The sequence below is a fragment of the Serratia marcescens genome, assembly GCF_001902635.1.
In the GTDB taxonomy this organism is placed as follows: domain Bacteria; phylum Pseudomonadota; class Gammaproteobacteria; order Enterobacterales; family Enterobacteriaceae; genus Serratia; species Serratia marcescens_F.
In genome coordinates, this window is the sequence record NZ_MJAO01000011.1 from 134263 (window position 1) to 156052 (window position 21790).

The window sequence follows — 21790 nt, forward strand, 5'->3', positions numbered from 1 at the left end:
TCTTTTATCATCTGATGTTATGGAGGCTTGCGAAACATGTTCCCTCAAGCATGGCAGGTGGGGCTGGATATACAAATCGACTGCGTGCGGGCGGTGGCGGTGCAACGCCGCCGCAACGGATGGCAGTTGCGCCACTGGTGGCAGCAGGCGCTGCCGCAAGCGGTCTTGCGCGATGGCTGCCTGGAACCCTCTGAGGCCCTGATTCGGGCGCTGCGACAGTGGCGCGTACAGCTGCCGCGACATATTTCCTTACGCATTGCCCTGCCGGCGCAGCGCGTGCTGCAGCAGCGCATGGCGCGGCCGGACGCGCGGTTGAGAGAGCCGGAACGCAGCGACTATATCGACGGCCACGGCTTGAAGCAGTTCCCGCTCGACGGCCAGACGCTGGCGCTCGACTATCGTACCGCGCCGGCGGATGAGGCGGCGCTGTTATTGACCGCCGCGCGGCGGCAGGAGCTGCAACAGTGGCTACATTGCCTGCGTCAGGCGAACCTGTATCCGCAGGCGGTCGATATTACGCCCTGCGCGCTACGGGTAATGGCGACTGCGGCGGGCGTGCCGGTCGGTGCGGGGTTGCTGCATCGCCTCGAACGGGAGTGGCTCTGGGTGGCGCCGGCTGACGGCGCGTTCGCCTTTGGCCTGACGCCGGGCGACGATGGCGCGCAAGCGCTGCAGGCTCTGCGGACACAGACTCAGGCGGGCGGCGACATGCCTGTCTATGCCGGCAGCGTGCTGGCGGAAGCCTTGCCCGCCGGCTGCCTTTCCTGGTCACCGCTCAGCGCCTTTACGCAGCTGCGTCCGCCGCTGCCTGTGCAGCCGTCGGCGTTCGCGTTGGCCGGCGGTCTGGCGCTACGCGAGGAGGACCGCTGATGTATCAGGTTAACTTTCTGCCTTGGCGGCAACGTCGCAGTCGGCGGCGCGGCTATTTCTGGCTGGGCATGCTGCTGTTGCAGTTAGCGGTACTGTTGTTGGCGCTGTATCTCGCCGCCGGTCAACTGCGTCACCAGCAGGGGCAGCGGCATGAACGGCTGGCGGCGTTGGGTGAAGAACTGGCGGTATTGACACTGCGCGTCCGTCAGCAGCAGCAAGACCGGGCGCAGCGCGTGCAGCGCAGCGCCCTCGAACAACGGCAGGCGCGCAACGCCCAACACAACCGGCGTTATTTGCGGCTGCTGCAACAGTTGTCCACCGCCGTTCCAGCACCGCTGTGGCTAACGGCATTGGAAAGCGATCCGGAGAACGGGCTGCGGCTGCGTGGGCTGAGCCGCTCTCCTGCGGCCATCACGCAGTTCGAACGGCGGCTGGCGGGGATGCCCATGTTGCAACAGCAGCGTTTGGCGGAGGTGACGCAACGCGACGACGGCCTGTTCTCCTTTCATTGGGTGGCGCAATGGGGGCGAGATGGATAGCCGTTTACCGCCTGGGCTGCGTTTCTGGCTGAGTTTGCCGGGCTGGCGATTGTTGGCCGCGCAATGGCTGGGCCTCGGCACGCTGATGTTGTTGGTCGGTGGTTGGGCATTGCAGGACGAATGGCGCCAGCGGGCAAGGGCGGGAGAGCGGGAGCAGCGTCTTCTACAACAGATCGCTCTGGTGCAGCGTCAACTGGACGAGACACCGGAAATGCAGATTCCGCCGGCGGTTGCTCCGGTTGCTCCGGTTGAGCCAGGCGATCTGGCCAGCGTGCTGCAACGGGCGGGGGGCGCCTTATTGCGTTGGCAACGGCAGGAAAAACCGCCGCGTCAAACGTTGAGCTTACGCATTGATTATATGGGCTTGCTGGCGTTGCTCGAGGCGTTGCCCGCCGGCCTGCGCCTTGAGCAACTGAGCGTAGAGACGCAGACTCAGGGCATGATGGCGCGGCTGGTTTTGCAGGATGCCACAGCGGAGCAGACCGATGAGTAAAAGACCCGGCCGTTGGTGGTGGCTGCTATGGCCGTGGGCACTGTGCGCCGAACCGCGCGACCCGTTTGCGCCGCCTTCGCCGCCAGCCTGTTCTCTGGCGGAGGCGTCGCCGGCAGGCTGGCAACTGAGGGGCGTCATCGGGCAACCGACGCTGCGTTATGGCTGGGTGGTGACGCCAACGGGGCAATGGTTGCGTCTGCGGCCGCAGCAGCGGGTGCTTGCCGAGCGTTGGCAGGTAACGCAAGTGCAGGTTCGCAGCCTGACGTTAATGGCGCTGGCGGCCGAGCCGGATTGTCCGGCGAACCGCGACGGCGTATCGCTGATGATGGATAACAAGGACGGTAAACCGTGAAAGGACGCGATGGAATGGGCGTGGCGCTGTGGTGCCTGGCGTTCGGCGCTGCACAGGCACAGGATAAACAGGTTGTTTCACTGGAGTTTCAGGACGCGCCGGTCGCGGTTATCTTGCAGGCGTTGGCGGATTATCGGCAATTGAACCTGATCGCCGCACCCGGCGTGAGCGGCAACCTGACGCTGCGGCTGGAGGATGTGCCTTGGTCGCAGGCGCTGGCGCTGACCCTGCGCATGGGCAAGCTGGCGATGACGCGAGAGGGCAACGTCATGCTGATCTCGCCTGAGCCGGACGCGCAGGAGAAACGGCGGCAGCGAGAGGCGCAGGCGCAACGGCAAGCGCTACACAGCCTGACCCTGACGTTACAGAACGGCGATGCGGCAGAGATTGCCGAAAGCCTCAATGCCCAACGCGACACCTTGCTCAGCGAGCGTGGCAGCGTGATGGCGGATAAGCGCACCAATATGCTGCTGCTCCGTGACACCGCGCCGATCCTGGCGCAGTTGAAAAAGCGGGTGACGGACATGGACGCTCCCCTGGCGCAGGTGCAGTTGGCGGCACATATCGTGACCATCAACAGCGAAAGCCTGCGTGAGCTCGGCGTGCGTTGGGGATTGGCGCCCGATGCCCGGCCGGCGCAGCCGCTGCGGCCGGGCAATATCGGCGTCAACCTGCCGCTGGAGCGCAGTGCGGTGAACGCCGGCTTCCATCTGGCGCGTATCAGCGGGCGTCTGCTGAGCCTGGAGTTGACGGCGCTGGAACAGGAAAATCAGGTGGAGATCATCGCCAGCCCGCGTTTGCTGACGGCACATCTGCAAACTGCCAGCATCAAGCAGGGGACGGAGATCCCCTATGAAGTATCCAGCGGCGCCAGCGGTGCGACCGCGATCGAATTCAAAGAGGCGGTGCTGGGCATGGAGGTGACGCCGAGGGTGCTGCCGGACGGACGCATCACGCTGACGCTGCACATCAGCCAAAATATGCCGGGGCGCGCCATCGGTCGGGGAGCCGGGGAGGCGTTGACTATCGACAAGCAGGAGATAAAAACGCAGATCACGGTGAAAAATGGTGAAACCCTGGTGCTCGGTGGCATTTTTCAACGGCATCGCGGCAAGACGGCGGACAAGGTGCCGGGATTGGGGGACGCGCCGTTGCTGGGTTCTCTGTTCAGGCAGAGCGGTGCGCAACAGAAAAAGCGCGAGTTGGTGATTTTCATTACGCCGACCCTGATTAAGGGATAAGCGGCGGCTCGTCGTCCAGGCGGCAAATCTCTTAAAGTTGATGAGCAGATACACTTTTTTGTCTCCTTGGGGGTATCTGCGTTTGACGCTGCGGCCGATTTAGCTTACAAGGGTTACCGAATTGAGCACCGAGGTTTTTTGTTAGCGCCAAGACGCCGTTAAAAACATATGGTTTCCCTCCTGCGGCGTGGATTGCGATTTATTCGGTTGCCAAACTACCAAGAGTGTTGAGATAATTTTTCGTCTGATCTCGCACTATAGCTCATGAGGTTTCAGTTTAGGTCCCGCCGCTGATTTGATTGGCGGGGCGGGTTAACATTAACGAATTGTCTTAGTAATACCGAAAAACATGGCAGAGAAACGCAATATCTTTCTGGTTGGGCCTATGGGTGCCGGCAAAAGCACTATTGGCCGTCAGTTAGCTCAGCAACTCAATATGGAGTTCTTCGACTCCGATCAAGAAATTGAGCGACGTACCGGAGCTGACGTGGGCTGGGTATTCGACGTGGAAGGGGAAGAAGGTTTCCGCGATCGTGAAGAAAAAGTCATTAATGAACTGACGGAAAAACAAGGGATTGTGTTGGCGACCGGCGGCGGTTCGGTGAAGTCGCGCGAAACGCGCAACCGTCTGTCCGCGCGCGGCGTGGTGGTCTATCTGGAAACCACGATCGAGAAGCAGCTGGCTCGCACCCAGCGTGATAAAAAACGCCCGCTGCTGCAGGTTGATTCTCCGCCGCGTGAGGTGCTGGAAGCCCTGGCGAAAGAACGCAATCCGTTGTACGAAGAGATTGCCGACGTCACCATCCGCACCGACGATCAGAGCGCTAAAGTGGTTGCCAACCAGATCATCAATATGCTGGAAAGCAACTGATTGTCGATTTTCGCGTTCGCCGTCGGCCAATGCGGAAGACTGATTTGTGTTCCCCGCCGCAGCGGGGAGCAACCACCGCCGCACCATACAGAGAACTGAGCGCGACATGGAGAGAATTACTGTAACGCTTGGGGAGCGCAGCTACCCGATTACCATCGCCGCCGGATTGTTTAACGATCCGGCTTCTTTTATGCCGTTGAAGGCGGGTGAACAAGCGATGTTGGTCACCAACCAAACCCTGGCGCCACTCTATCTGGATCGTGTACGGCAAGTGTTGGAACAGGGCGGCGTCGTGGTGGATCAGGTCATTCTTCCCGATGGTGAACAGTACAAATCTCTGGCGGTGTTGGAGCAGGTGTTTTCGGCACTGCTGGAAAAACCGCACGGGCGCGATACCACGCTGATCGCCCTTGGCGGCGGCGTCGTCGGTGACTTGACCGGCTTTGCCGCCGCGTGTTACCAACGTGGCGTGCGCTTCATTCAGGTTCCCACCACGCTGTTGTCGCAGGTGGACTCTTCCGTCGGCGGCAAGACCGCTGTCAACCACCCGCTCGGCAAAAACATGATCGGCGCTTTCTATCAACCCGCTTCGGTGGTGGTTGATCTGGATTGCCTGAAAACGTTGCCGCCGCGTGAACTCTCTTCCGGCCTGGCTGAAGTCATCAAATACGGGATTATTCTCGATCGCGAGTTCTTCGTTTGGCTGGAAAACAACATTGATGCGTTGATGGCGCTGGATATGCAGGCATTGGCCTACTGTATTCGCCGTTGCTGCGAGCTGAAGGCCGAAGTGGTGGCTGCCGACGAACGCGAGAGCGGTCTGCGCGCGTTGCTGAATTTGGGCCATACTTACGGCCATGCCATCGAGGCCGAGATGGGCTACGGTGTGTGGCTGCACGGCGAAGCGGTGGCGGCGGGCATGGTGATGGCGGCGGAAACCGCACGCCGTCTTGGTCAGTTCTCCGCTGAAGACATCGAACGCATCAAAGCGCTGTTGCTGCGCGCCGGTTTGCCGGTTTGCGGGCCGCAGGAAATGACGCCGGGATCCTATCTGCCGCACATGCTGCGCGATAAGAAAGTGCTGGCGGGTGAACTGCGTCTGGTGCTGCCGACCGCGATCGGTGCGGCGGAAGTGCGTGGCGGCGTAGGGCATGAATTGGTGCTGGCGTCGATCACTGCCTGCCTGCCTGAGCACAAACGTAATTAAATCGGATGAAGTAACAGTGGCTTAGCTGCCATTTGCATCTATATTAATACAGTGAGCAGAGCACGACGGGTGTCGCTTTGCCATCATCGGGTTAATCTGCCCGTGCCACGGTAGGTCTACGGTGGTGGGCTTTTGCCTCTAGTTGGAGGGTTTCAGATGGACGAGTTTAAACCGGAAGACGATCTCAGACCTGATAGCAGCGATCGTCGTCCTACGCGTTCGCGCAAGCCGGCTTCTGCGCCGCGCTTCGCCGTGTCGCGTCAGCATTTGATGATTGGCATCGGCATTTTGGTGTTGTTGCTGCTGATTGTCGGCATCGGTTCCGCCTTGAAGGCGCCGACCAAACATGAAGCGGCTCAGGATAGCGGCGCGCAAAACGGCGCGGCCCGCGATATCAATCTGTCCGGCTCTTCGTCGCTGACCACCGCCAACAACGGCGTGCCGGGCGGCACGACGGATACCCATGACAACAACGGCGTGAGCGCGACTCAGCCGCAGCAACCGCAAAACGTCAGCGTTCCGCCGATCTCCGGCACGCCGACCGAAGCGCAGACTCAGCCTCAGCAGGGCGGTGCGCAGCAGCGTGTCGATCTGCCGGGCAACATGGCGGATGCGCTGTCGCAGCAGCAGGGGCAGGTTGATGCAGTAAGCCAGGGTATGACCGGCGCAGCGTCGACCTTGCCGACCGCACCTGCGACGGTGATGAGCGGCGCAGCGGCGCGTGAAGCGACGCGTCCCGCACCGGGGGCTGCTCAACAGCCGCATAAGACGCCGGCGAAAACCGCCGCCGCGAAACCGACCGCAACGCAGCATAAATCACCGACGACGGTGTATACGCCGCCGGCCAAGCCGTCTTCCACCGTGAAAGCGGGCGCGGTCAGCAGCAGCGGTAGTTCGCTGCAATCTGCACCGGGCAGTCACTATACTTTGCAGCTGAGCAGCGCTTCGCGTTCCGATACGTTGAACGCCTACGCCAAACAGCAGAAGTTGCAGAATTATCTGGTGTACACCACCAAACGCGACGGCAAGCCGTGGTATGTGCTGGTGAGTGGCAACTACGCGTCCTCTGCGGAAGCGAAGCGCGCCATCGCCACGCTGCCGGCGGATGTGCAGGCGAAAAAACCATGGGTCCGACCTGTACATCAGGTACAGCAAGATCTTAAAAAATAAATCATTTAAATTTGTGCGCTGATGTGCTGTCTGAAACAGAGTACAATCCGCCGCTCTGAATTGTATAAGTAGCTAATTGACGGCATGAAGAAGAACCGCGCTTTTTTAAAATGGGCTGGTGGAAAATACCCGCTGGTGGACGAGATTCGTCGCCATCTGCCAGCGGGAGACTGCTTAATCGAGCCCTTCGTGGGTGCGGGATCCGTCTTTCTGAATACGGATTACGACGCCTACATTCTCGCCGACATCAATAGCGATCTTATCAACCTGTATAACATCGTTAAGCTGCGCACGGATGACTTCGTGCGCGATGCCCGCATTCTTTTCGCCGATGAATTCAATAACTCGGATCAGTTTTACCTGCTGCGAGAAGAGTTCAATACTAGCAGCGAGCCCTACCGCCGGGCGTTGCTGTTCCTGTACCTGAACCGCCACTGCTATAACGGCCTGTGCCGCTATAACCTGCGCGGCGAGTTCAATGTGCCGTTTGGCCGCTACAAGAAACCCTACTTCCCGGAAGAAGAGCTCTACTGGTTTGCTGAAAAATCGCGCAATGCCACTTTTGTCTGCGAGCATTACCGCGATACCATGGCGAAGGCCGTGGCCGGCGCCGTGGTGTATTGCGATCCGCCTTACGCGCCGCTGTCGGCGACGGCGAATTTCACCGCTTACCACACCAACAGTTTCAGCATCGCCGATCAGCAGAGCCTGGCACATCTGGCGCACCAGCTCTCGGTAGAGAGTCAGGTACCGGTATTGATCTCCAATCACGATACCGAACTGACGCGTGACTGGTACCAGCATGCTTCGCTGTATGTGGTGAAAGCGCGCCGCACGATCAGCCGCAACATTCTCGGCCGCAGTAAAGTGAACGAGCTTTTGGCGCTGTATCGCTAAGCCGGGGGCACCCCGGCGCATAACAACTCGACCCTACGTTTGGAGAAGCGGATGAAAAAGTTTTTGATTGCCCCGTCCATTCTGTCGGCAGATTTTGCCCGGTTAGGTGAAGATACCGCCAACGTGCTGGCCGCAGGCGGCGACGTGGTGCACTTCGATGTGATGGACAACCACTATGTACCCAACCTGACCATCGGCCCGATGGTGTGCGAAGCGCTGCGCAACTACGGCATTACCGCGCCGATCGACGTGCACCTGATGGTCAAGCCGGTGGACCGCATCGTGCCTGACTTTGCCAAGGCCGGCGCGTCTTATATCTCTTTCCATCCTGAAGCTTCCGAACATGTCGATCGCACCATTCAGCTGATCAAAGAACACGGCTGCAAGGCCGGCCTGGTGTTCAACCCGGCCACGCCGCTGAGCTATCTCGATTACGTGATGGATAAAATCGACGTGATCCTGCTGATGTCGGTCAACCCGGGCTTCGGCGGCCAGTCGTTCATCCACGGCACCCTGGACAAGCTGCGCCAGGTGCGCAAGCTGATCGACGACAGCGGCCGTGATATCCGCCTGGAGGTCGACGGTGGGGTGAAGGTGGATAACATCGCCGAAATCGCCGCCGCGGGCGCCGATATGTTTGTCGCCGGTTCTGCCATCTTTGGTCAGCCGGACTACCGCAAGGTGATCGACGAGATGCGCAGCGAACTGGCGAAGGTTTCCCATGGCTGATTTCGGCGCGATCCGCGCGCTGGCCTTCGATCTGGACGGCACGCTGGTTGACAGCGCACCGGGCCTGGCGGCCGCCATCGATATGGCGCTGGAAGAGATGGGCCTGCCGCAAGCGGGTGAGGAGCGGGTCGGTACCTGGATCGGTAACGGCGCCGACGTGCTGGTGCAGCGCGCGCTGCGCTGGGCGGAGGCGGAAGGTGCGCCGGATCAGTGCAGCCGGCTGCGTGAACGCTTCGACCATTTCTACGCGCAGACCGTCGACAGCGGCAGCCGCCTGTTCCCGCAGGTGCAAGAGACGCTGGCCCGACTGGCCGCGCACGGCTACCCGATGGCACTGGTGACCAACAAGCCGACGCCGTTCGTGGCGCCGCTGCTGGCGTCGCTGGGCATTGGCGGCTCTTTCTCGCTGGTGATCGGCGGCGACGACGTGACAGAAAAGAAACCGCACCCGGCGCCGTTGTACCTGGTGCTTGGCAAGCTTGGGCTGCGCGCGCATGAACTGCTGTTCGTCGGCGACTCACGCAACGATATTCAAGCCGCACAGGGCGCCGGTTGCCCGAACGTCGGCTTTACCTACGGTTATAACTACGGCGAGTCGATCGCCCTGAGCCACCCCGATCGGGTGTTGGAGCGCTTCGCCGATTTGTTGCCCGCTCTTGGGCTGTCATCTTTAGAGAATCAGGAAATTTAAACATGAGTAAGCCCATCGTATTTAGCGGCGCGCAGCCGTCCGGCGAACTGACCATCGGCAACTACATGGGTGCGCTGCGTCAGTGGGTGCAGATGCAGGACGACTACGACTGCATCTACTGCATCGTCGATCTGCATGCCATCACCGTGCGTCAGGACGCCGAGAAGCTGCGTAAGGCCACGCTGGATACGCTGGCGCTGTACCTGGCCTGCGGCATCGATCCGGAAAAAAGCACCATCTTCGTGCAGTCGCACGTGCCGGAGCACACGCAGCTGAGCTGGGTGCTGAACTGCTACACCTATTTCGGCGAACTGAGCCGCATGACGCAGTTCAAGGACAAATCCGCGCGCTACGCGGAGAACATCAACGCCGGGCTGTTCAGCTATCCGGTGCTGATGGCGGCGGATATTCTGCTGTATCAAACCAACCAGGTGCCGGTGGGTGAAGATCAGAAACAGCACCTGGAACTGAGCCGCGACGTGGGCCAGCGTTTCAACGCGCTGTACGGCGAGGTGTTCAAAGTGCCGGAGCCGTTCATTCCTAAATCCGGCGCGCGCGTGATGTCGCTGCAGGAGCCGACCAAAAAGATGTCCAAGTCGGACGACAACCGCAACAACGTGATCGGTCTGTTGGAAGATCCGAAAGCGGTGACCAAGAAGATCAAACGCGCGATGACCGATTCGGAAGAGCCGCCTGTCGTGCGCTACGACGTGGTCAATAAGGCGGGCGTTTCCAACCTGCTGGATATCCTCGTCGGCGTGACCGGCAAGAGTATCGCGCAGCTGGAAGCCGAGTTCGAAGGCCAGATGTACGGCCACCTGAAAGGCGCGGTGGCGGAAGCCGTTTCCGGCATGTTGGGTGAGCTGCAGGAGCGCTACCACCGCTTCCGCAACGACGAAGCCTACCTGCAGCAGGTGATGCGCGACGGTGCCGCCAAGGCCCGGGCACGCGCGCAGGAAACCCTGGCGAAGGTCTATCAGGCCGTCGGTTTCGTACCGCCGCAGGCGTAACGCCGGCGCAAATAAAAAAAGCGGCCTTTGGCCGCTTTTTTTACGTCGGTATCATGCCATTTGCGCCAGGCTGGCGGGCGGTGTCTCGCTGGCGAACCAGTTGAGCTTGCTGCGCAGGCTGACCACGCTGCCGACGATGATCAGGCTGGGGCTGGCGGCCTGCAAGGACAGGGCGCCCAGTTGGCCGAGCTCGCCTTCAATCACCCGCTGGCGGCTGGAGGTGCCGTTTTCCACCAGCGCCACCGGCGTGGCGGCCGGCAAGCCGTGTGCAATCAGCTGGCGCTGGATCTCCGCCGCCTGCGACAGCCCCATATAGAACACCAGCGTCTGTTGCCCGGCGGCCAATGTCGCCCAGTCCAAACCGCCGTCGGCCTTGGCGTGGCCGGTCACCAGGCGCACGCTCTGCGCGTGGTCGCGATGGGTGAGCGGGATGCCGCTGTAGGCGGAGCAACCGGAGGCGGCGGTGATGCCCGGCACCACCGAGAACGGCACGTTGGCGTCCGCCAGCGTCTCCAGCTCTTCGCCGCCGCGGCCGAAGATAAAGGGATCGCCGCCTTTCAGCCGCACCACGCGTTTGCCTTGCTGTGCCTGTTGCAGCAGGATTTGGTTGATCTGTTCCTGTGGCACGCAGTGGTGGCCGGCGCGTTTGCCGACGAAGATGCGCTCGGCGTCGCGGCGTACCAGCGTCATGATCTCTTCGGAGACCAGCCGGTCGTAAACCACTACATCGGCCTGCTGGATCTGCTGCAGCCCTTTCAGCGTCAGCAGGCCGGCATCGCCCGGCCCGGCGCCCACCAGCACCACTTCACCGCGATCTTCCGGCTGTTCGCTGAACAGCTGATCGAGCTGACGTTCGGCCAGGGCCGCGTCGTTGTTGGCCAGCGACTGCGCCAGCCGGTCGTGGGCGAACAGCCGTTCCCAAAAGCGGCGGCGCGCGCCGAGGCTGCTAAAGCGTTGTTTTACCCGCTGCCGCAGCGAACCGCCCAGCTGCGCCAGCTTGCCAAGGTGCTGCGGTAGCATCGCTTCCAGCTTCTCGCGCAGCAGCCGCGCCAGCACCGGCGCTTTGCCGCCGGAGGACACCGCCACCATGATCGGCGAGCGATCGATGATCGACGGCATGATAAAGCTGGCGCGTTTCGGGTCATCGACCACGTTGCAGAATACCCGTTGTTGGTTGGCGCACTGGTACACCAGCGCGTTGACTTCCAGCCGGTCGGTGGCGGCGATCACCAGCCATTTTTCCGCCAGCAGGGCCGGGCTGAATTCGCCTTCGGCCAGCGTCAGCAGGCCTTCTTCCGCCCACTGACGGAACTGCGGGTTGAACACCAGGGCGTTGACGGTCAACGCCGCACCGGCATCCAGCAGCAGGCGGGCCTTGCGTTCGGCGATCTCGCCGCCGCCGACCAGCAGACAGGCTTTGTGTTGCAGTTGGCAGAAAATCGGCAGGTAGTCCATCGGCACTCCTCGGGATAATCAGTATGGGGGCGGGATGCGCCCCCGGAAACTCAGGCGGCCTGACGTGCGGCGGCTTTGGCCGCCTGCGGGCGTTCGGCGCGCGGTGTGGCGTACCAATAACCCAGGCCCATCAACACCGAGCCGGACAGGATATTGCCCAGCGTCACCCACAACAGGTTGTGGCCGATGCCGGCGAGGGTGTAAGCCTCGCTGTGGTTGCCGAACCAGGAGAGGGCGAACAGCGTCATGTTGGCGACGGAGTGCTCGTAGCCCGAGGCAATAAAGGCCAGCAGACACCACCAGATGGCGATGAACTTGGCGGCGCCTTCGACGCGGATCGCCATCCAAATCGCCAGGCAGACCAGCCAGTTGCACAGCACGCCCTTGAAGAACAGCACCTCGGCCGGCGCGGTGGTTTTCGCCAGCGCGGCGCTGTGCACCAGGCTGGTATCCACCGGCAGCAGGCTACCGCCGCCGTAGTAATACATCAGCGCCACCAGCACCGAGCCGAGCAGATTGCCGAGCCAGGTTTGCGGCAGCACCGCCCACATCTGGCTCTGGCGGATGGTGCCGGCCTTGACGCCGAGCGTCAGGAACATCGTATGGCCGGTGAACAGCTCGGAACCGGCGATGATCACCAGCGTCAGCGCGATGCCGAAGGTCGCGCCCATCACCAGCGGCCTCACGCTTGGATCGACCAGGTTGCCGAGGGTGAAGATCAGGATGATGCCGAGGCCGACGTAGGCGCCGGCCATCGCCGAGCTGATCCAGAAACCGAGCGGGCTCTCCTTCGCCAGGCGGACGATGCGCGCCGCGTTGGCGGCGCATTTGTTGATAGTGTCGGTAAACATGTTGCCTCCCGAAAGGTTATGCCGCGACTTGCACGAGGCCGTCGACCACCCGGCTGGTGAAACTGGCGACGGAACGGCTGTCGTCTTCCAGACAGTGGCCGTCGTACAGGCGGAAATGCTGCTTCTTCAGCGGGCTGGCGACCCACAGCTCGCCCTGATGTTCGGCGATCAGCCCGCGTGAGAGCACGCTGGCCTGGGCGAACGGGTCGATATTGCTGATGGCGAACACCTGCTCGTCGGCATAGGGGCGGAACACCGCCACCTGCCGCTCGCCGATCAGGGCGCACACGCCGGTGCCGGGCAGGATGTCGGCGACGGGACAAACGGTAATCCACTGGCTCATGCGTGGCTCTCCTCGGTATCGATCAGGGTAACGGGAATGCGCTCGTCAGGGCGCGCCGGGCGGTGCTGGTCGCGTTCGGCCACCACCTGCACGTTCGGATCGCGCAGCGGGCTGTTGATGAAGTGGGCGAAGCGCAGCTGCGTTTCCGGATGCTCGACGGTCTCTTTCCACTCGCAGATCACCGCGTCGCGCAGGCGGGCAATCTCCGCTTCCAACTGGTCATTGATGCCGAGCTTGTCGTCGATGATCACCTTGCGCAGGTAATCGATACCGCCTTCCAGGCTCTCCAGCCATACCGAGGTGCGTTGCAGCTTATCGGCGGTGCGGATATAGAACATCATGAAACGGTCGAGGTAGCGCATCAGGGTATCGCTGTCGAGATCGGCGGCCAGCAGGTCGGCGTGGCGCGGCTTCATACCGCCGTTGCCGCAGACATACAGGTTCCAGCCGTTTTCGGTGGCGATGATGCCGACGTCTTTGCCCTGCGCTTCGGCGCATTCACGGGTACAGCCCGAGACGCCGAACTTCATTTTGTGCGGGGTGCGGATGCCTTTGTAGCGGTGTTCCAGCTTGACGCCGAAGCCGACGCTGTCGCCGACGCCGTAGCGGCACCAGGTGCTGCCGACGCAGGTTTTCGCCATGCGCAGTGCCTTGGCGTAAGCGTGGCCGGTTTCAAAGCCGGCGGCGAGCAGCTTGCGCCAGATGGCTGGCAGGTCGTCTTTTTGCGCGCCGAACATGCCGATGCGCTGCGAGCCGGTCATTTTGGTGTAGAGGTTGTATTCCTTGGCGATCTGGCCGATGGCCAGCAGGCCGTCCGGGGTGATTTCGCCGCCGGCGGAGCGCGGGATCACCGAGTAGGTGCCGTCTTTCTGGATATTGCCGAGGAAGTTGTCGTTGGTATCCTGCAGCGGCGTATGTTGCGGCTTGAGAATGTACTCGTTCCAGCACGAGGCCAGCAGCGAGCCGACGGTCGGTTTACAGACTTCGCAGCCGTAGCCTTTACCGTATTTGGCCAGCAACGCCTCGAAAGACTTGATGCCTTCGACGCGGATCAGATGGAGCAGCTCCTGGCGCGAGTAGGCGAAGTGTTCGCACAGGTGATGGTTGACCTCGATGCCTTGCTTGCTTAGCTCGGCGTTCAGCACCTGGGTGAGCAGCGGGATGCAGCCGCCGCAGCCGGTGCCGGCCTTGGTTTCGGCCTTCAGCGCCGCCACGGTGTGGCAGCCTTTGTTGACCGCCTGAATGATGTCGCCTTTGCTGACGTCGAAGCAGGAGCAGATCTGCGCGCTTTCCGGCAGTGAATCCACGCCGATGGCCGGCTTGCTGCCCGCATGAGCCGGCAGGATCAGGCCGTCCGGATTCTCCGGCAACTCGATGCCGTTCAGCGCCAGCTGCAGCAGGTTGCCGTAATCGCTGGTGTCACCCACCAGCACCGCGCCGAGCAGGGTTTTGTTGTCGGCGCTGACCACGATGCGTTTGTAGACTTCTTTGCTTTCATCCAGATAGACGTAGCTGCGGGCGCCCTCGATGCGGCCGTGGGCATCGCCGATGCCGCCGACGTCCACGCCCAGCAGCTTCAGCTTGGCACTCATGTCGGCGCCCTGGAAGCCGTTTTCGCGGCCCAGCAGGTGATCGACGGCCACCTGCGCCATTTTGTAACCCGGCGCCACCAGGCCGAAGGTGCGATCGCGCCAGGCGGCGCACTCACCGATGGCATACACGTCCGGATCCGACGTCTGGCAGCTGTCGTTGATGGCGATACCGCCGCGGCAGCCGATCTCCAGCCCGCACTGACGCGCCAGCTTGTCCTGGGCGCGGATGCCGGTGGAGAACACGATGAAATCCACTTCCAGCAGGCTGCCGTCGGCGAAATGCATGGTTTTGCGCGCCGTGCCACCGCCGTTGACGATCTCCTGGGTGTTTTTCCCGGTGTGTACCTTGACGCCCATGCGTTCGATCTTGCGGCGCAACTGGTCGCCGCCCATCGGGTCGAGCTGTTCGGCCATCAGCACCGGAGCGAACTCGATCACGTGCGTTTCCACCCCCAGGCTTTTCAGCGCGCCGGCAGCTTCCAGCCCCAACAGCCCGCCGCCGACCACCGCCCCGCGTTTGCTGCGGCGCGCGCAGGCTTCGATGGCGTTCAGGTCTTCGATGGTGCGGTAAACGAAGCAGTCCTGGCTATCCGAGCCTTTAATCGGCGGGATCCACGGGTAGGAGCCGGTGGCCATGATCAGCTTGTCGTAATAGACGGTGCGGCCGGTGTTGGAGTGGATGACCTTCTCGTCGCGATTGATGGTGATGGCGCGTTCGCCGACCAGCACTTTGACGCCGTGTTTTTCGTAAAAGCCTTCGCGCACCAGCGACAGCTCTTCGGCGGTATGGTGAGAAAAATAGGAAGAGAGGTGCACGCGATCGTAAGCGATGCGCGGCTCTTCGCAAAATACGGTGATTTCGAACTGGTCTTTGTCTGCTTTATCCAACAGATCTTCGATGAACCGGTGGCCGACCATGCCATTGCCGACGACGGCAAGTTTGACTCTGCTCATTATTGCCTCAAAATTCTGGTTTCCTAGGCTTACCTTATCTCTCCCGATGGGCAATTTATTGATGCAAATCAATCGCGCCCTTATATACCTCTAATGTGGTATATGGATGATTTTCCACGTTTTTTGATAAGTTGCGGATTTTATTCACCTTTAGCTGAAGCGAGTCAGTTTTCATGCAAACTACCCCGCAGGGAGTAAACGCAGGGGGTAGGCTCGAAACGGTGACTTTGTCAGCGCGATCCGCTGCCAGTATGATGAAGAAAACCAGCGCAACGGCAGAGGTGAAGGGTGGCGAAACGTCCATTGAAGTTTATCGACAACCTGCGTTTAAGCGGGCATGAAGGATTGTGGCAACTGGCGATCGAGCAGGGGCGCATCGCGCATCTGGTGCCGCAGCCGGAAGGGCAGGAGTGGCGCAGCGATGTGCTGGATGCACAGGGCGGGCTGGCGTTGCCGGCGTTCGTCGAACCGCATATCCACCTGGATACCACGCAAACCGCCGGTCAGCCGGCCTGGAACCAATCCGGCACGCTGTTCGAAGGCATCGAGCGCTGGGCCGAACGCAAGGCGCTGTTGACTCATGAAGACGTTAAGCAGCGTGCCTGGCAAACGCTCAAGTGGCAGATCGCCAACGGCGTACAGTATGTGCGTACCCACGTCGACGTTTCCGATCCCTCGCTGACCGCGCTGCGCGCCATGCTCGAGGTGAAGCGGGAGGTGGCGCCCTGGGTGACGCTGCAGATCGTCGCCTTCCCGCAGGAGGGCATCCTCTCCTATCCCAACGGTGAAGCGCTGCTTGAAGAAGCGCTGCGGCTGGGGGCCGACGTGGTGGGCGCCATCCCGCACTTCGAATTCACCCGCGAGTACGGCGTGGAGTCGTTGCACAAGGCGTTCGCGCTGGCGCAAAAATACGATCGGCTGGTGGACGTGCACTGCGATGAGATCGACGACGAGCAATCGCGCTTCGTCGAGACCGTGGCGGCGCTGGCGCTGAAGTTGAATATGGGGGCGAAAGTCACCGCCAGCCACACCACGGCGATGCATTCTTACAACGGCGCTTACGCCTCGCGGCTGTTCCGCCTGCTGAAAATGTCCGGCATCAACTTCGTCGCCAATCCGCTGGTGAATATTCATCTGCAGGGGCGTTTCGACAGCTACCCGAAACGGCGCGGCGTGACGCGGGTGAAGGAGATGCTGGAGGCGGGGATCAACGTCTGCTTCGGCCATGACGACGTGTTCGATCCCTGGTATCCGCTCGGCACCGCCAACATGCTGCAGGTGCTGCATATGGGGCTGCACGTGTGCCAACTGATGGGGTATGGTCAGATCGATGACGGGCTGAAGCTGATCACCAGCCACAGTGCACGCACCCTTAACCTGAGCGACTACGGCTTGGCGGCCGGCAACAGCGCCAATCTGGTGATTTTGCCGGCGGAAAGCGGCTTCGACGCGGTGCGCCGCCAGACGCCGGTGCGCTATTCGATTCGCCAGGGGGCAGTGATCGCCGAAACGCGGCCGGCGGAAACCACGCTGCATTTGCAGCAGGATGAGACGGTGGATTTTCGGCGTTAGTCGATGATTGCCTGAAGCCGCGCCAGCGCGTCGGCGATGACTTCGCCGGGAGCATGTTCAACGAATTGCGCGCTGCGCCCGGCCAGATCCATCATGCGAACCTGGTTGATCAAGACGACGCCTTGGGTTGTCGTGCCACTCCCGCTCAGGCTGACGGTGAAACCCGCGGTACGGGCAAAATTCGCCCCTTGCGAAATAGGGGCGACCAGCACCATGCCCAGCGCATTGAACTCGCGGGGAGAGAGCACCAGCGCCGGGCGGAAGTCGCCCTGTTGCTCACGGCCAACCACGGGATTCAGGCTGACCCGGATAAGATCTCCGCGCTGAAAAACGGGGCGTTTCACCATACTTCTTTCCCCGCCGGCGGCATGTTTTCCCAGTTGCCGTCTGCGGCGGCCGGCGCTTCACTGTCGCAACCATCGAGCAACTGCTGCAGTGAATAGCGTCTCTTAACCGGTTTAATGACCAACGCTCCATCGATGACCTGCATGTCCATTTCCTGACCTACCTGGAGTTCCAGCTCGTTCATTAGCGCTGAGGGCACCAGCATTCCCGCGCTGTTGCCCCATTTTTTGATAGAAACTTTCATGAGCAATCCCTCTCCATTGTTCATGTATAAACAATGTATAACTCAGTGCAAAAAATGTACAGTAAAAAAAAGGGCGCCTTGCGGGCGCCCTGGGTGCATCTGATGCGATGGGATCAGTGCGTGACGTGGCCGTGGCTGCGGTGCTTGGTCACGAAGCCCAGCAGCAGACACATCACGAACACCGCCAGGTACAGGCCGTTGGCGGTGGTCAGCGCCGCGTGCGCGCCGCCTTTTGCCACGATCGGGCCGGTGACCACGAAGGTCAGCATGGTGCCGATGGTGCCGCAGGTCAGGATAAAGTTGACCAGCTTCGGCGAGGAGACCTTGGTCTGCAGCGAGCCGAGGGTGATCAGCGTGGTGTAGATGGCGCTGGAAACGAAGCCCAGAGCCATGATGTAGTAGCCCAGGTGCTCCGGATTGTCGGTGCTGACGAACAGGTACATCGCGCCGGTGGCCAACGCGGCCAACACGGTAACGATGCGCTGCAGATCGAAGAAGCGCAGGATGAAGCTGAACACCCACATCCCGACCATGTAAGAGGTCCAGAAGTCGCTCACCAGCTTACCGGCCTGGCCGATGTCCATGTTGAACGACTTGGTGGCGTACTCAGGCACCCACTGAATGAAGCCCAACTGGCCGAGGATGTAGCACAGTGCGGCGATCGACAGGAACAGCACGCCGATGCCCCATTTTTCTTTTGCGACCGGCTGACCGGCGTCGGCGCCTTTCTTGCCCAGCACCGGGAATTCGGAGCACAGGGTCAGCACGAAGATCGCCACGTACAGCAAGCCGATGCAGGCGTAAACCCAGTACCAGCCAATATGGCGAGCCAGCAGCATCGCGGCGACGATCGGGAAGATCATCCCGGCCATGCTGAAGAAGGAGTCGGTGAACAACAGGCGCGAACCGCGCTGGCGGCCGGCATACATGTGGGTGATCAGGAAGGTGCCGATCGACATGGTGATGCCGCTAACCACACCGAGGATAAACATGCACAGCGAGAACATGGTCAGGCTCTTGCCGAGCATCAGCCCTGCAACCGCCAGCACCATCAGCACAAAGCCGAAGATCAGCTGACGCTTCAGCGGGATGATTTCCATCAGCCAGGCATTGAGGAAGATCGAAATCAAAATACCGGCGTTGAGGAAAGTAAAGGTGTTACTCATGCTGGAAACCGGCAGATTAAAGTACTCTGCAATGTTTCCCATCACCATCCCTGTGACGATCACTAAAGCACCGGTCAGCGCGTACGAAAAGAAGCTGATCCAGGTAAGCCGTATGCGGTTACTGTCATTCATTGTATAGGCCTGAATATGTCTGTTAGAAGTTTTAAAACTGGCATAAGGCCGCTGGCTTTTCCTGGCAAACGCAGAAAAAAGTCCCGATCAGGCCACCAGGGGGCGGATCCTAGCACAGACAACGGGATTTTTTGTGATGGCTGTCGATTTTTTGATGCAACCCATGAAGGGGAGATGCGCATTATTGTGATCTATTTGCGTACCGTCACAATGGAATCACGGTTGACGATCGTCGGCTCAAACCGGTGCGCCGGGGTGGTGGGATCGATCAGAAGGCGCGCCGCATATTGCGCCATCTCGCTGATGGGAAAATGCACGCTGGTCAGCGCCGGGCGCACGAATGGCGCGCGTTCGCCGCTGTCGTAACAAATCAATGAGATATCCTGCGGCACCCGCAGACGGTGCTCGTTGATCGCCAGCAGGGCGCCGATCGCCATCTCTTCATTGCAGCAGTAGATGGCGCTGGGCGGTGCGGCTTGCCGCAGCAGTTGATCGGCGCAGCGGTAACCGCTTTCCAGATCGTAGACGCCCTCCAGACAGCCCACCGGCTCGAGGTTCGCCGCCTGCATCGCCTCTTCAAACCCCTGTAGCCGCAGCCGGCTTGACGGGCGCTCGCGTGGGCCGCTGATGCAGGCGATGCGCCGATGCCCGGCATCGAGCAGCCGCTGCGTCGCCATGCGGCTGGCAAGTGGGTGATCGAAGATGACGCAGCGCGCTTCCAGCCCTGGCACCAGACGATCGAGCAACACGAAATGACGCTGCTCCGCCGCCAGCTGGCGCAGTTGAACATCGCTGAGAAAACGCACGTGCAGGATCACGCCGTCGCAACGCAGGCTGAACAGCCGCTGCACCGCCTGCCATTCGTTTTCGGCGCTGTTGCGGCCCTGGGTCACCAGCAGCTGCTTGCCGTGGGATTCGGCCTCGGTTTGCACGAAGTCCATCAGCGCACCGAAGAAACCGCCGCGATATGACGTGGTGACCAGCCCCAGGGTGTTGCTGTGGCTGGAGGCGAGCGCGCGCGCTGCGGGGTTGGGGGTATAACCGAGCTGGGCGACGGCGCGTTCGACTTTCTCGCGGGTCGGTGCCTTAACGTTGTTGTCGCCGTTTACCACGCGCGATACGGTGGCGCGCGATACGCCCGCCAGCGCCGCGACATCTTCCAGTGTCACCATCGTCCAACTCCTGATTACGGCTAAAAAAATGGGTTCGGCGCGCCGAACCCCTGTCTGGCTGCGCGCAGGTGTTTACCTGAACTGCGGCAAATACGGCGCGTTTATCGCCAACACCTCGTCCAGCAGCGGCTGCGCCAGATTGGCGTTGCCCACCAACGGGTTGGCGATCAGCGCCAGCAAACCGCTGCGGCGATCGCCGTGCACCGCGGCTTCGATGGTCAGACGCTCGTAGGCCTTCACCTGTTGCGTCAAGGCATTCATCGCCTCCGGCAGCGGGCCGAAGGTCAGCGGATGCGCGCCTTGGGCATCGACGATACAGTTGATTTCTATCACAGCATCATCCGGCAGGCCACGGATTGCGCCGCGGTTTGCGGTATTGACCACTAATTGCGTGCCGAGATTATTATGGATAGCACGAATCAGCTCCAGCGCAACTTCGGAATAGTAAGAACCGCCGCGGAAGCTGAGTTGCTCCGGTTTACTGGCCAGCTGCGGATCGGCATACAGTTCGAACAGCTCTTTCTCCACCTGCATCACCTGCTCGGCGCGGGTGCCGCGTTCGCCGGCGGCGGCCATCTCTTCCGCCAGCATCTCGCGGGTCTGGTAGAAATAGCGGTGGTACGGGCAGGGGATGGCACCGAGCGCGCGCAGGAAGTCCGGCTGCCAGGGCTCTTCCTTGATGTTGTTCATGGTCAGCGCCGCGCCGTCGCACAGCATGTCGATCACCTTGGCGGTGACGTCGCGCCCCAGGTGCGTGACCTGATGTACCCAGACCATGTGGTTCAGGCCGGCGAACCGCAGCTGCACGTCGGCGTAAGGCGCCTGCAGCATGTTGGCGATCATGTGATGCATGCTGATCGGCACGTTGCACAGGCCGATGATCTTCGCTTTGGTAAAGCGGGATACCGCTTCGGTGACGATGCCGGCCGGGTTGGTGAAGTTGATGATCCAGGCGTCCGGTGCCAGTTTTTCCACCCGCCGGGCGATATCCAGCATCACCGGAATGGTGCGTAGCGCCTTGGCGAAGCCGCCGACGCCGGTGGTCTCCTGGCCGAGCAGCTGGTATTTCAGGCCCAGCCGTTCGTCGGCGGCGCGCGCCGGCAGTTGCCCGACGCGGAATTGGGTCAGCACGAAAGCGGCGCCGCGAATCGCGTCGTCCAGCGCGAAGTGCACGCTGACCTTAACCTGCTCCAACCCGTGACGCGCCAGCATGCGGCGCGTCAGGGCGGCGATGATCTCCACTTTTTGCCGGCCCGGTTCGACGTCCACCAGCGCCAGTTCGGTGACCGGCAGCTCCTCGATACGCTGGATCAGCCCATCGACCAGTTCCGGGGTGTAGCTGCTGCCGCCGCCGATCACGGCGATTTTGAGTGCGTTCATGGGCGGCCCTCCGTCTGCGACTGACGGCGATAGAGTTCGATCATGTCGTCGGCCAGATCCTGGATCACCATGGCGTTCATCAGATGATCCTGCGCATGCACGGTGATCAGGTTGATCGCCAGCTTGCCGCAGCCCTCGTCCAGGCCGATCAGTTCGGTCTGGATCAGGTGCGCCTTCTTCACCCATTCTTTGGATTCGGCCATGTGTTTGGCCGCGGCGGCGAAGTCGCCGGCACGCGCTTGCCGCAGCGCCATCAGCGCATTGCTGCGCGCGCTGCCGGAGAACACCAGCAGTTCCATGATGGTGCTTTCAAACTCGGGGCTGACTTCAGTCATCAATTCACTCACGTCATTTCTCCAGGGGTTGCGCGGCGACGCCGCCGTGGAATGTCTCAGTATCCGTTATTTTTAAAATGAGAGCGCTCTCATTTATATAGAGTAACGACAATGCGTGTGCAAACTGGGAGGCAGGTCGCAAAAACTAACCAAGGGTGACAGCGGGCAAAAAATGCGTG

The 21790-nt window shown here is 61.2% G+C and carries 23 protein-coding genes; 13 read left to right on the plus strand and 10 right to left on the minus strand.

What is annotated here, in order from left to right; translation table 11 throughout:
- Positions 1-36: 36 nt before the first annotated feature.
- From pilM to trpS, 12 genes are all read left to right on the plus strand, one after another.
- Positions 37-870 (plus strand): type IV pilus biogenesis protein PilM, encoded by an 834-nt coding sequence (gene pilM, locus BHU62_RS13005; protein ID WP_073532388.1) that lies wholly within the window; start codon positions 37-39, stop codon positions 868-870.
- The gene (locus BHU62_RS13010) at positions 870-1409 is read left to right on the plus strand and encodes a PilN domain-containing protein (RefSeq protein ID WP_073532389.1); all 540 of its coding nucleotides are present in this window, start codon (positions 870-872) and stop codon (positions 1407-1409) included. The genes pilM and BHU62_RS13010 overlap by 1 nt, the downstream gene beginning before the upstream one ends.
- Positions 1402-1902: a hypothetical protein gene (locus BHU62_RS13015; RefSeq protein WP_073532390.1), complete on the plus strand. Its 501-nt coding sequence runs from the start codon at positions 1402-1404 to the stop codon at positions 1900-1902. Before BHU62_RS13010 ends, BHU62_RS13015 begins: the two co-directional genes overlap by 8 nt.
- Entirely contained in the window at positions 1895-2254 is a 360-nt protein-coding gene (locus BHU62_RS13020; RefSeq protein ID WP_073532391.1) for a HofP DNA utilization family protein, read from the plus strand. The genes BHU62_RS13015 and BHU62_RS13020 overlap by 8 nt, the downstream gene beginning before the upstream one ends.
- Before the next feature lie 14 nt (positions 2255-2268).
- Entirely contained in the window at positions 2269-3495 is a 1227-nt protein-coding gene (gene hofQ, locus BHU62_RS13025; protein ID WP_073532392.1) for a DNA uptake porin HofQ, read from the plus strand.
- Positions 3496-3844: 349 nt separating this feature from the next.
- Positions 3845-4366 (plus strand): shikimate kinase AroK, encoded by a 522-nt coding sequence (gene aroK / locus BHU62_RS13030; RefSeq protein WP_004391482.1) that lies wholly within the window; start codon positions 3845-3847, stop codon positions 4364-4366.
- A gap of 106 nt (positions 4367-4472) precedes the next feature.
- Positions 4473-5573: a 3-dehydroquinate synthase gene (aroB, locus tag BHU62_RS13035; RefSeq protein WP_073532393.1), complete on the plus strand. Its 1101-nt coding sequence runs from the start codon at positions 4473-4475 to the stop codon at positions 5571-5573.
- A 156-nt stretch (positions 5574-5729) separates the two neighbouring features.
- Positions 5730-6743, plus strand: a complete 1014-nt coding sequence (locus BHU62_RS13040; RefSeq protein WP_073532394.1) for an SPOR domain-containing protein — start codon at positions 5730-5732, stop codon at positions 6741-6743.
- An 84-nt stretch (positions 6744-6827) separates the two neighbouring features.
- A complete protein-coding gene (gene dam / locus BHU62_RS13045) occupies positions 6828-7640 on the plus strand; it encodes an adenine-specific DNA-methyltransferase (RefSeq protein ID WP_073532395.1) in 813 nt (270 codons plus the stop codon).
- Positions 7641-7691: 51 nt separating this feature from the next.
- Positions 7692-8369: a ribulose-phosphate 3-epimerase gene (rpe, locus tag BHU62_RS13050; RefSeq protein ID WP_019456160.1), complete on the plus strand. Its 678-nt coding sequence runs from the start codon at positions 7692-7694 to the stop codon at positions 8367-8369.
- The gene (locus BHU62_RS13055) at positions 8362-9060 is read left to right on the plus strand and encodes a phosphoglycolate phosphatase (protein ID WP_073532396.1); all 699 of its coding nucleotides are present in this window, start codon (positions 8362-8364) and stop codon (positions 9058-9060) included. Before rpe ends, BHU62_RS13055 begins: the two co-directional genes overlap by 8 nt.
- A gap of 2 nt (positions 9061-9062) precedes the next feature.
- Positions 9063-10070: a tryptophan--tRNA ligase gene (trpS, locus tag BHU62_RS13060; protein WP_073532397.1), complete on the plus strand. Its 1008-nt coding sequence runs from the start codon at positions 9063-9065 to the stop codon at positions 10068-10070.
- A gap of 51 nt (positions 10071-10121) precedes the next feature.
- Here trpS and cysG read toward each other — a convergent pair whose 3' ends face one another.
- The 4 genes from cysG to nirB are packed head-to-tail and all read right to left on the minus strand — an operon-like array spanning position 10122 to position 15265.
- Positions 10122-11525, minus strand: coding sequence for a siroheme synthase CysG (gene cysG / locus BHU62_RS13065; RefSeq protein ID WP_073532398.1), 1404 nt, complete (start codon positions 11523-11525; stop codon positions 10122-10124).
- A gap of 50 nt (positions 11526-11575) precedes the next feature.
- A complete protein-coding gene (nirC, locus tag BHU62_RS13070) occupies positions 11576-12376 on the minus strand; it encodes a nitrite transporter NirC (protein WP_073532399.1) in 801 nt (266 codons plus the stop codon).
- A 16-nt stretch (positions 12377-12392) separates the two neighbouring features.
- The gene (nirD, locus tag BHU62_RS13075; protein WP_073532400.1) at positions 12393-12719 is read right to left on the minus strand and encodes a nitrite reductase small subunit NirD; all 327 of its coding nucleotides are present in this window, start codon (positions 12717-12719) and stop codon (positions 12393-12395) included.
- A complete protein-coding gene (gene nirB, locus BHU62_RS13080; RefSeq protein WP_073532401.1) occupies positions 12716-15265 on the minus strand; it encodes a nitrite reductase large subunit NirB in 2550 nt (849 codons plus the stop codon). The genes nirD and nirB overlap by 4 nt, the downstream gene beginning before the upstream one ends.
- Before the next feature lie 303 nt (positions 15266-15568).
- Here nirB and BHU62_RS13090 point away from each other — a divergent pair, with 303 nt between their 5' ends.
- Complete coding sequence (locus BHU62_RS13090) at positions 15569-16837, plus strand: cytosine deaminase (RefSeq protein WP_321970034.1); 1269 nt, start codon at positions 15569-15571, stop codon at positions 16835-16837.
- Here BHU62_RS13090 and BHU62_RS13095 read toward each other — a convergent pair.
- From BHU62_RS13095 to BHU62_RS13120, 6 genes are all read right to left on the minus strand, one after another.
- Positions 16834-17184, minus strand: coding sequence for a type II toxin-antitoxin system ChpB family toxin (locus BHU62_RS13095; RefSeq protein ID WP_073532403.1), 351 nt, complete (start codon positions 17182-17184; stop codon positions 16834-16836). The genes BHU62_RS13090 and BHU62_RS13095 overlap by 4 nt on opposite strands.
- On the minus strand, positions 17178-17426 hold the full coding sequence (locus BHU62_RS13100) for an AbrB/MazE/SpoVT family DNA-binding domain-containing protein (protein ID WP_073532428.1): 249 nt from the start codon (positions 17424-17426) through the stop codon (positions 17178-17180). The genes BHU62_RS13095 and BHU62_RS13100 overlap by 7 nt, the downstream gene beginning before the upstream one ends.
- Positions 17427-17539: 113 nt before the next feature.
- Positions 17540-18724, minus strand: a complete 1185-nt coding sequence (gene tsgA / locus BHU62_RS13105) for an MFS transporter TsgA (protein ID WP_073532404.1) — start codon at positions 18722-18724, stop codon at positions 17540-17542.
- 191 nt (positions 18725-18915) lie between these two features.
- Positions 18916-19896 carry a LacI family DNA-binding transcriptional regulator gene (locus BHU62_RS13110; RefSeq protein WP_073532405.1) on the minus strand — a complete coding sequence of 327 codons (981 nt, stop codon included), beginning with the start codon at positions 19894-19896 and terminating at the stop codon, positions 18916-18918.
- Between the two features lie 72 nt (positions 19897-19968).
- Positions 19969-21276 carry a 6-phospho-beta-glucosidase gene (locus tag BHU62_RS13115; protein ID WP_073532406.1) on the minus strand — a complete coding sequence of 436 codons (1308 nt, stop codon included), beginning with the start codon at positions 21274-21276 and terminating at the stop codon, positions 19969-19971.
- Positions 21273-21611 (minus strand): PTS lactose/cellobiose transporter subunit IIA, encoded by a 339-nt coding sequence (locus BHU62_RS13120; RefSeq protein WP_038878111.1) that lies wholly within the window; start codon positions 21609-21611, stop codon positions 21273-21275. The genes BHU62_RS13115 and BHU62_RS13120 overlap by 4 nt, the downstream gene beginning before the upstream one ends.
- Positions 21612-21790: the final 179 nt, after the last annotated feature.

Coding starts and splice junctions, on each gene's coding strand:
- aroB (WP_073532393.1), top strand. CDS start 4,473: ATGGAGAGAATTACTGTAACGCTTGGGGAGCGCAGCTACCCGATTACC.
- nirC (WP_073532399.1), bottom strand. CDS start 12,376: ATGTTTACCGACACTATCAACAAATGCGCCGCCAACGCGGCGCGCATC.
- tsgA (WP_073532404.1), bottom strand. CDS start 18,724: ATGAATGACAGTAACCGCATACGGCTTACCTGGATCAGCTTCTTTTCG.
- BHU62_RS13040 (WP_073532394.1), top strand. CDS start 5,730: ATGGACGAGTTTAAACCGGAAGACGATCTCAGACCTGATAGCAGCGAT.
- trpS (WP_073532397.1), top strand. CDS start 9,063: ATGAGTAAGCCCATCGTATTTAGCGGCGCGCAGCCGTCCGGCGAACTG.
- dam (WP_073532395.1), top strand. CDS start 6,828: ATGAAGAAGAACCGCGCTTTTTTAAAATGGGCTGGTGGAAAATACCCG.
- BHU62_RS13055 (WP_073532396.1), top strand. CDS start 8,362: ATGGCTGATTTCGGCGCGATCCGCGCGCTGGCCTTCGATCTGGACGGC.
- BHU62_RS13115 (WP_073532406.1), bottom strand. CDS start 21,276: ATGAACGCACTCAAAATCGCCGTGATCGGCGGCGGCAGCAGCTACACC.
- aroK (WP_004391482.1), top strand. CDS start 3,845: ATGGCAGAGAAACGCAATATCTTTCTGGTTGGGCCTATGGGTGCCGGC.
- BHU62_RS13120 (WP_038878111.1), bottom strand. CDS start 21,611: ATGACTGAAGTCAGCCCCGAGTTTGAAAGCACCATCATGGAACTGCTG.
- hofQ (WP_073532392.1), top strand. CDS start 2,269: ATGGGCGTGGCGCTGTGGTGCCTGGCGTTCGGCGCTGCACAGGCACAG.
- rpe (WP_019456160.1), top strand. CDS start 7,692: ATGAAAAAGTTTTTGATTGCCCCGTCCATTCTGTCGGCAGATTTTGCC.
- BHU62_RS13100 (WP_073532428.1), bottom strand. CDS start 17,426: ATGAAAGTTTCTATCAAAAAATGGGGCAACAGCGCGGGAATGCTGGTG.
- pilM (WP_073532388.1), top strand. CDS start 37: ATGTTCCCTCAAGCATGGCAGGTGGGGCTGGATATACAAATCGACTGC.
- BHU62_RS13020 (WP_073532391.1), top strand. CDS start 1,895: ATGAGTAAAAGACCCGGCCGTTGGTGGTGGCTGCTATGGCCGTGGGCA.
- nirB (WP_073532401.1), bottom strand. CDS start 15,265: ATGAGCAGAGTCAAACTTGCCGTCGTCGGCAATGGCATGGTCGGCCAC.
- nirD (WP_073532400.1), bottom strand. CDS start 12,719: ATGAGCCAGTGGATTACCGTTTGTCCCGTCGCCGACATCCTGCCCGGC.
- cysG (WP_073532398.1), bottom strand. CDS start 11,525: ATGGACTACCTGCCGATTTTCTGCCAACTGCAACACAAAGCCTGTCTG.
- BHU62_RS13110 (WP_073532405.1), bottom strand. CDS start 19,896: ATGGTGACACTGGAAGATGTCGCGGCGCTGGCGGGCGTATCGCGCGCC.
- BHU62_RS13095 (WP_073532403.1), bottom strand. CDS start 17,184: ATGGTGAAACGCCCCGTTTTTCAGCGCGGAGATCTTATCCGGGTCAGC.
- BHU62_RS13015 (WP_073532390.1), top strand. CDS start 1,402: ATGGATAGCCGTTTACCGCCTGGGCTGCGTTTCTGGCTGAGTTTGCCG.
- BHU62_RS13010 (WP_073532389.1), top strand. CDS start 870: ATGTATCAGGTTAACTTTCTGCCTTGGCGGCAACGTCGCAGTCGGCGG.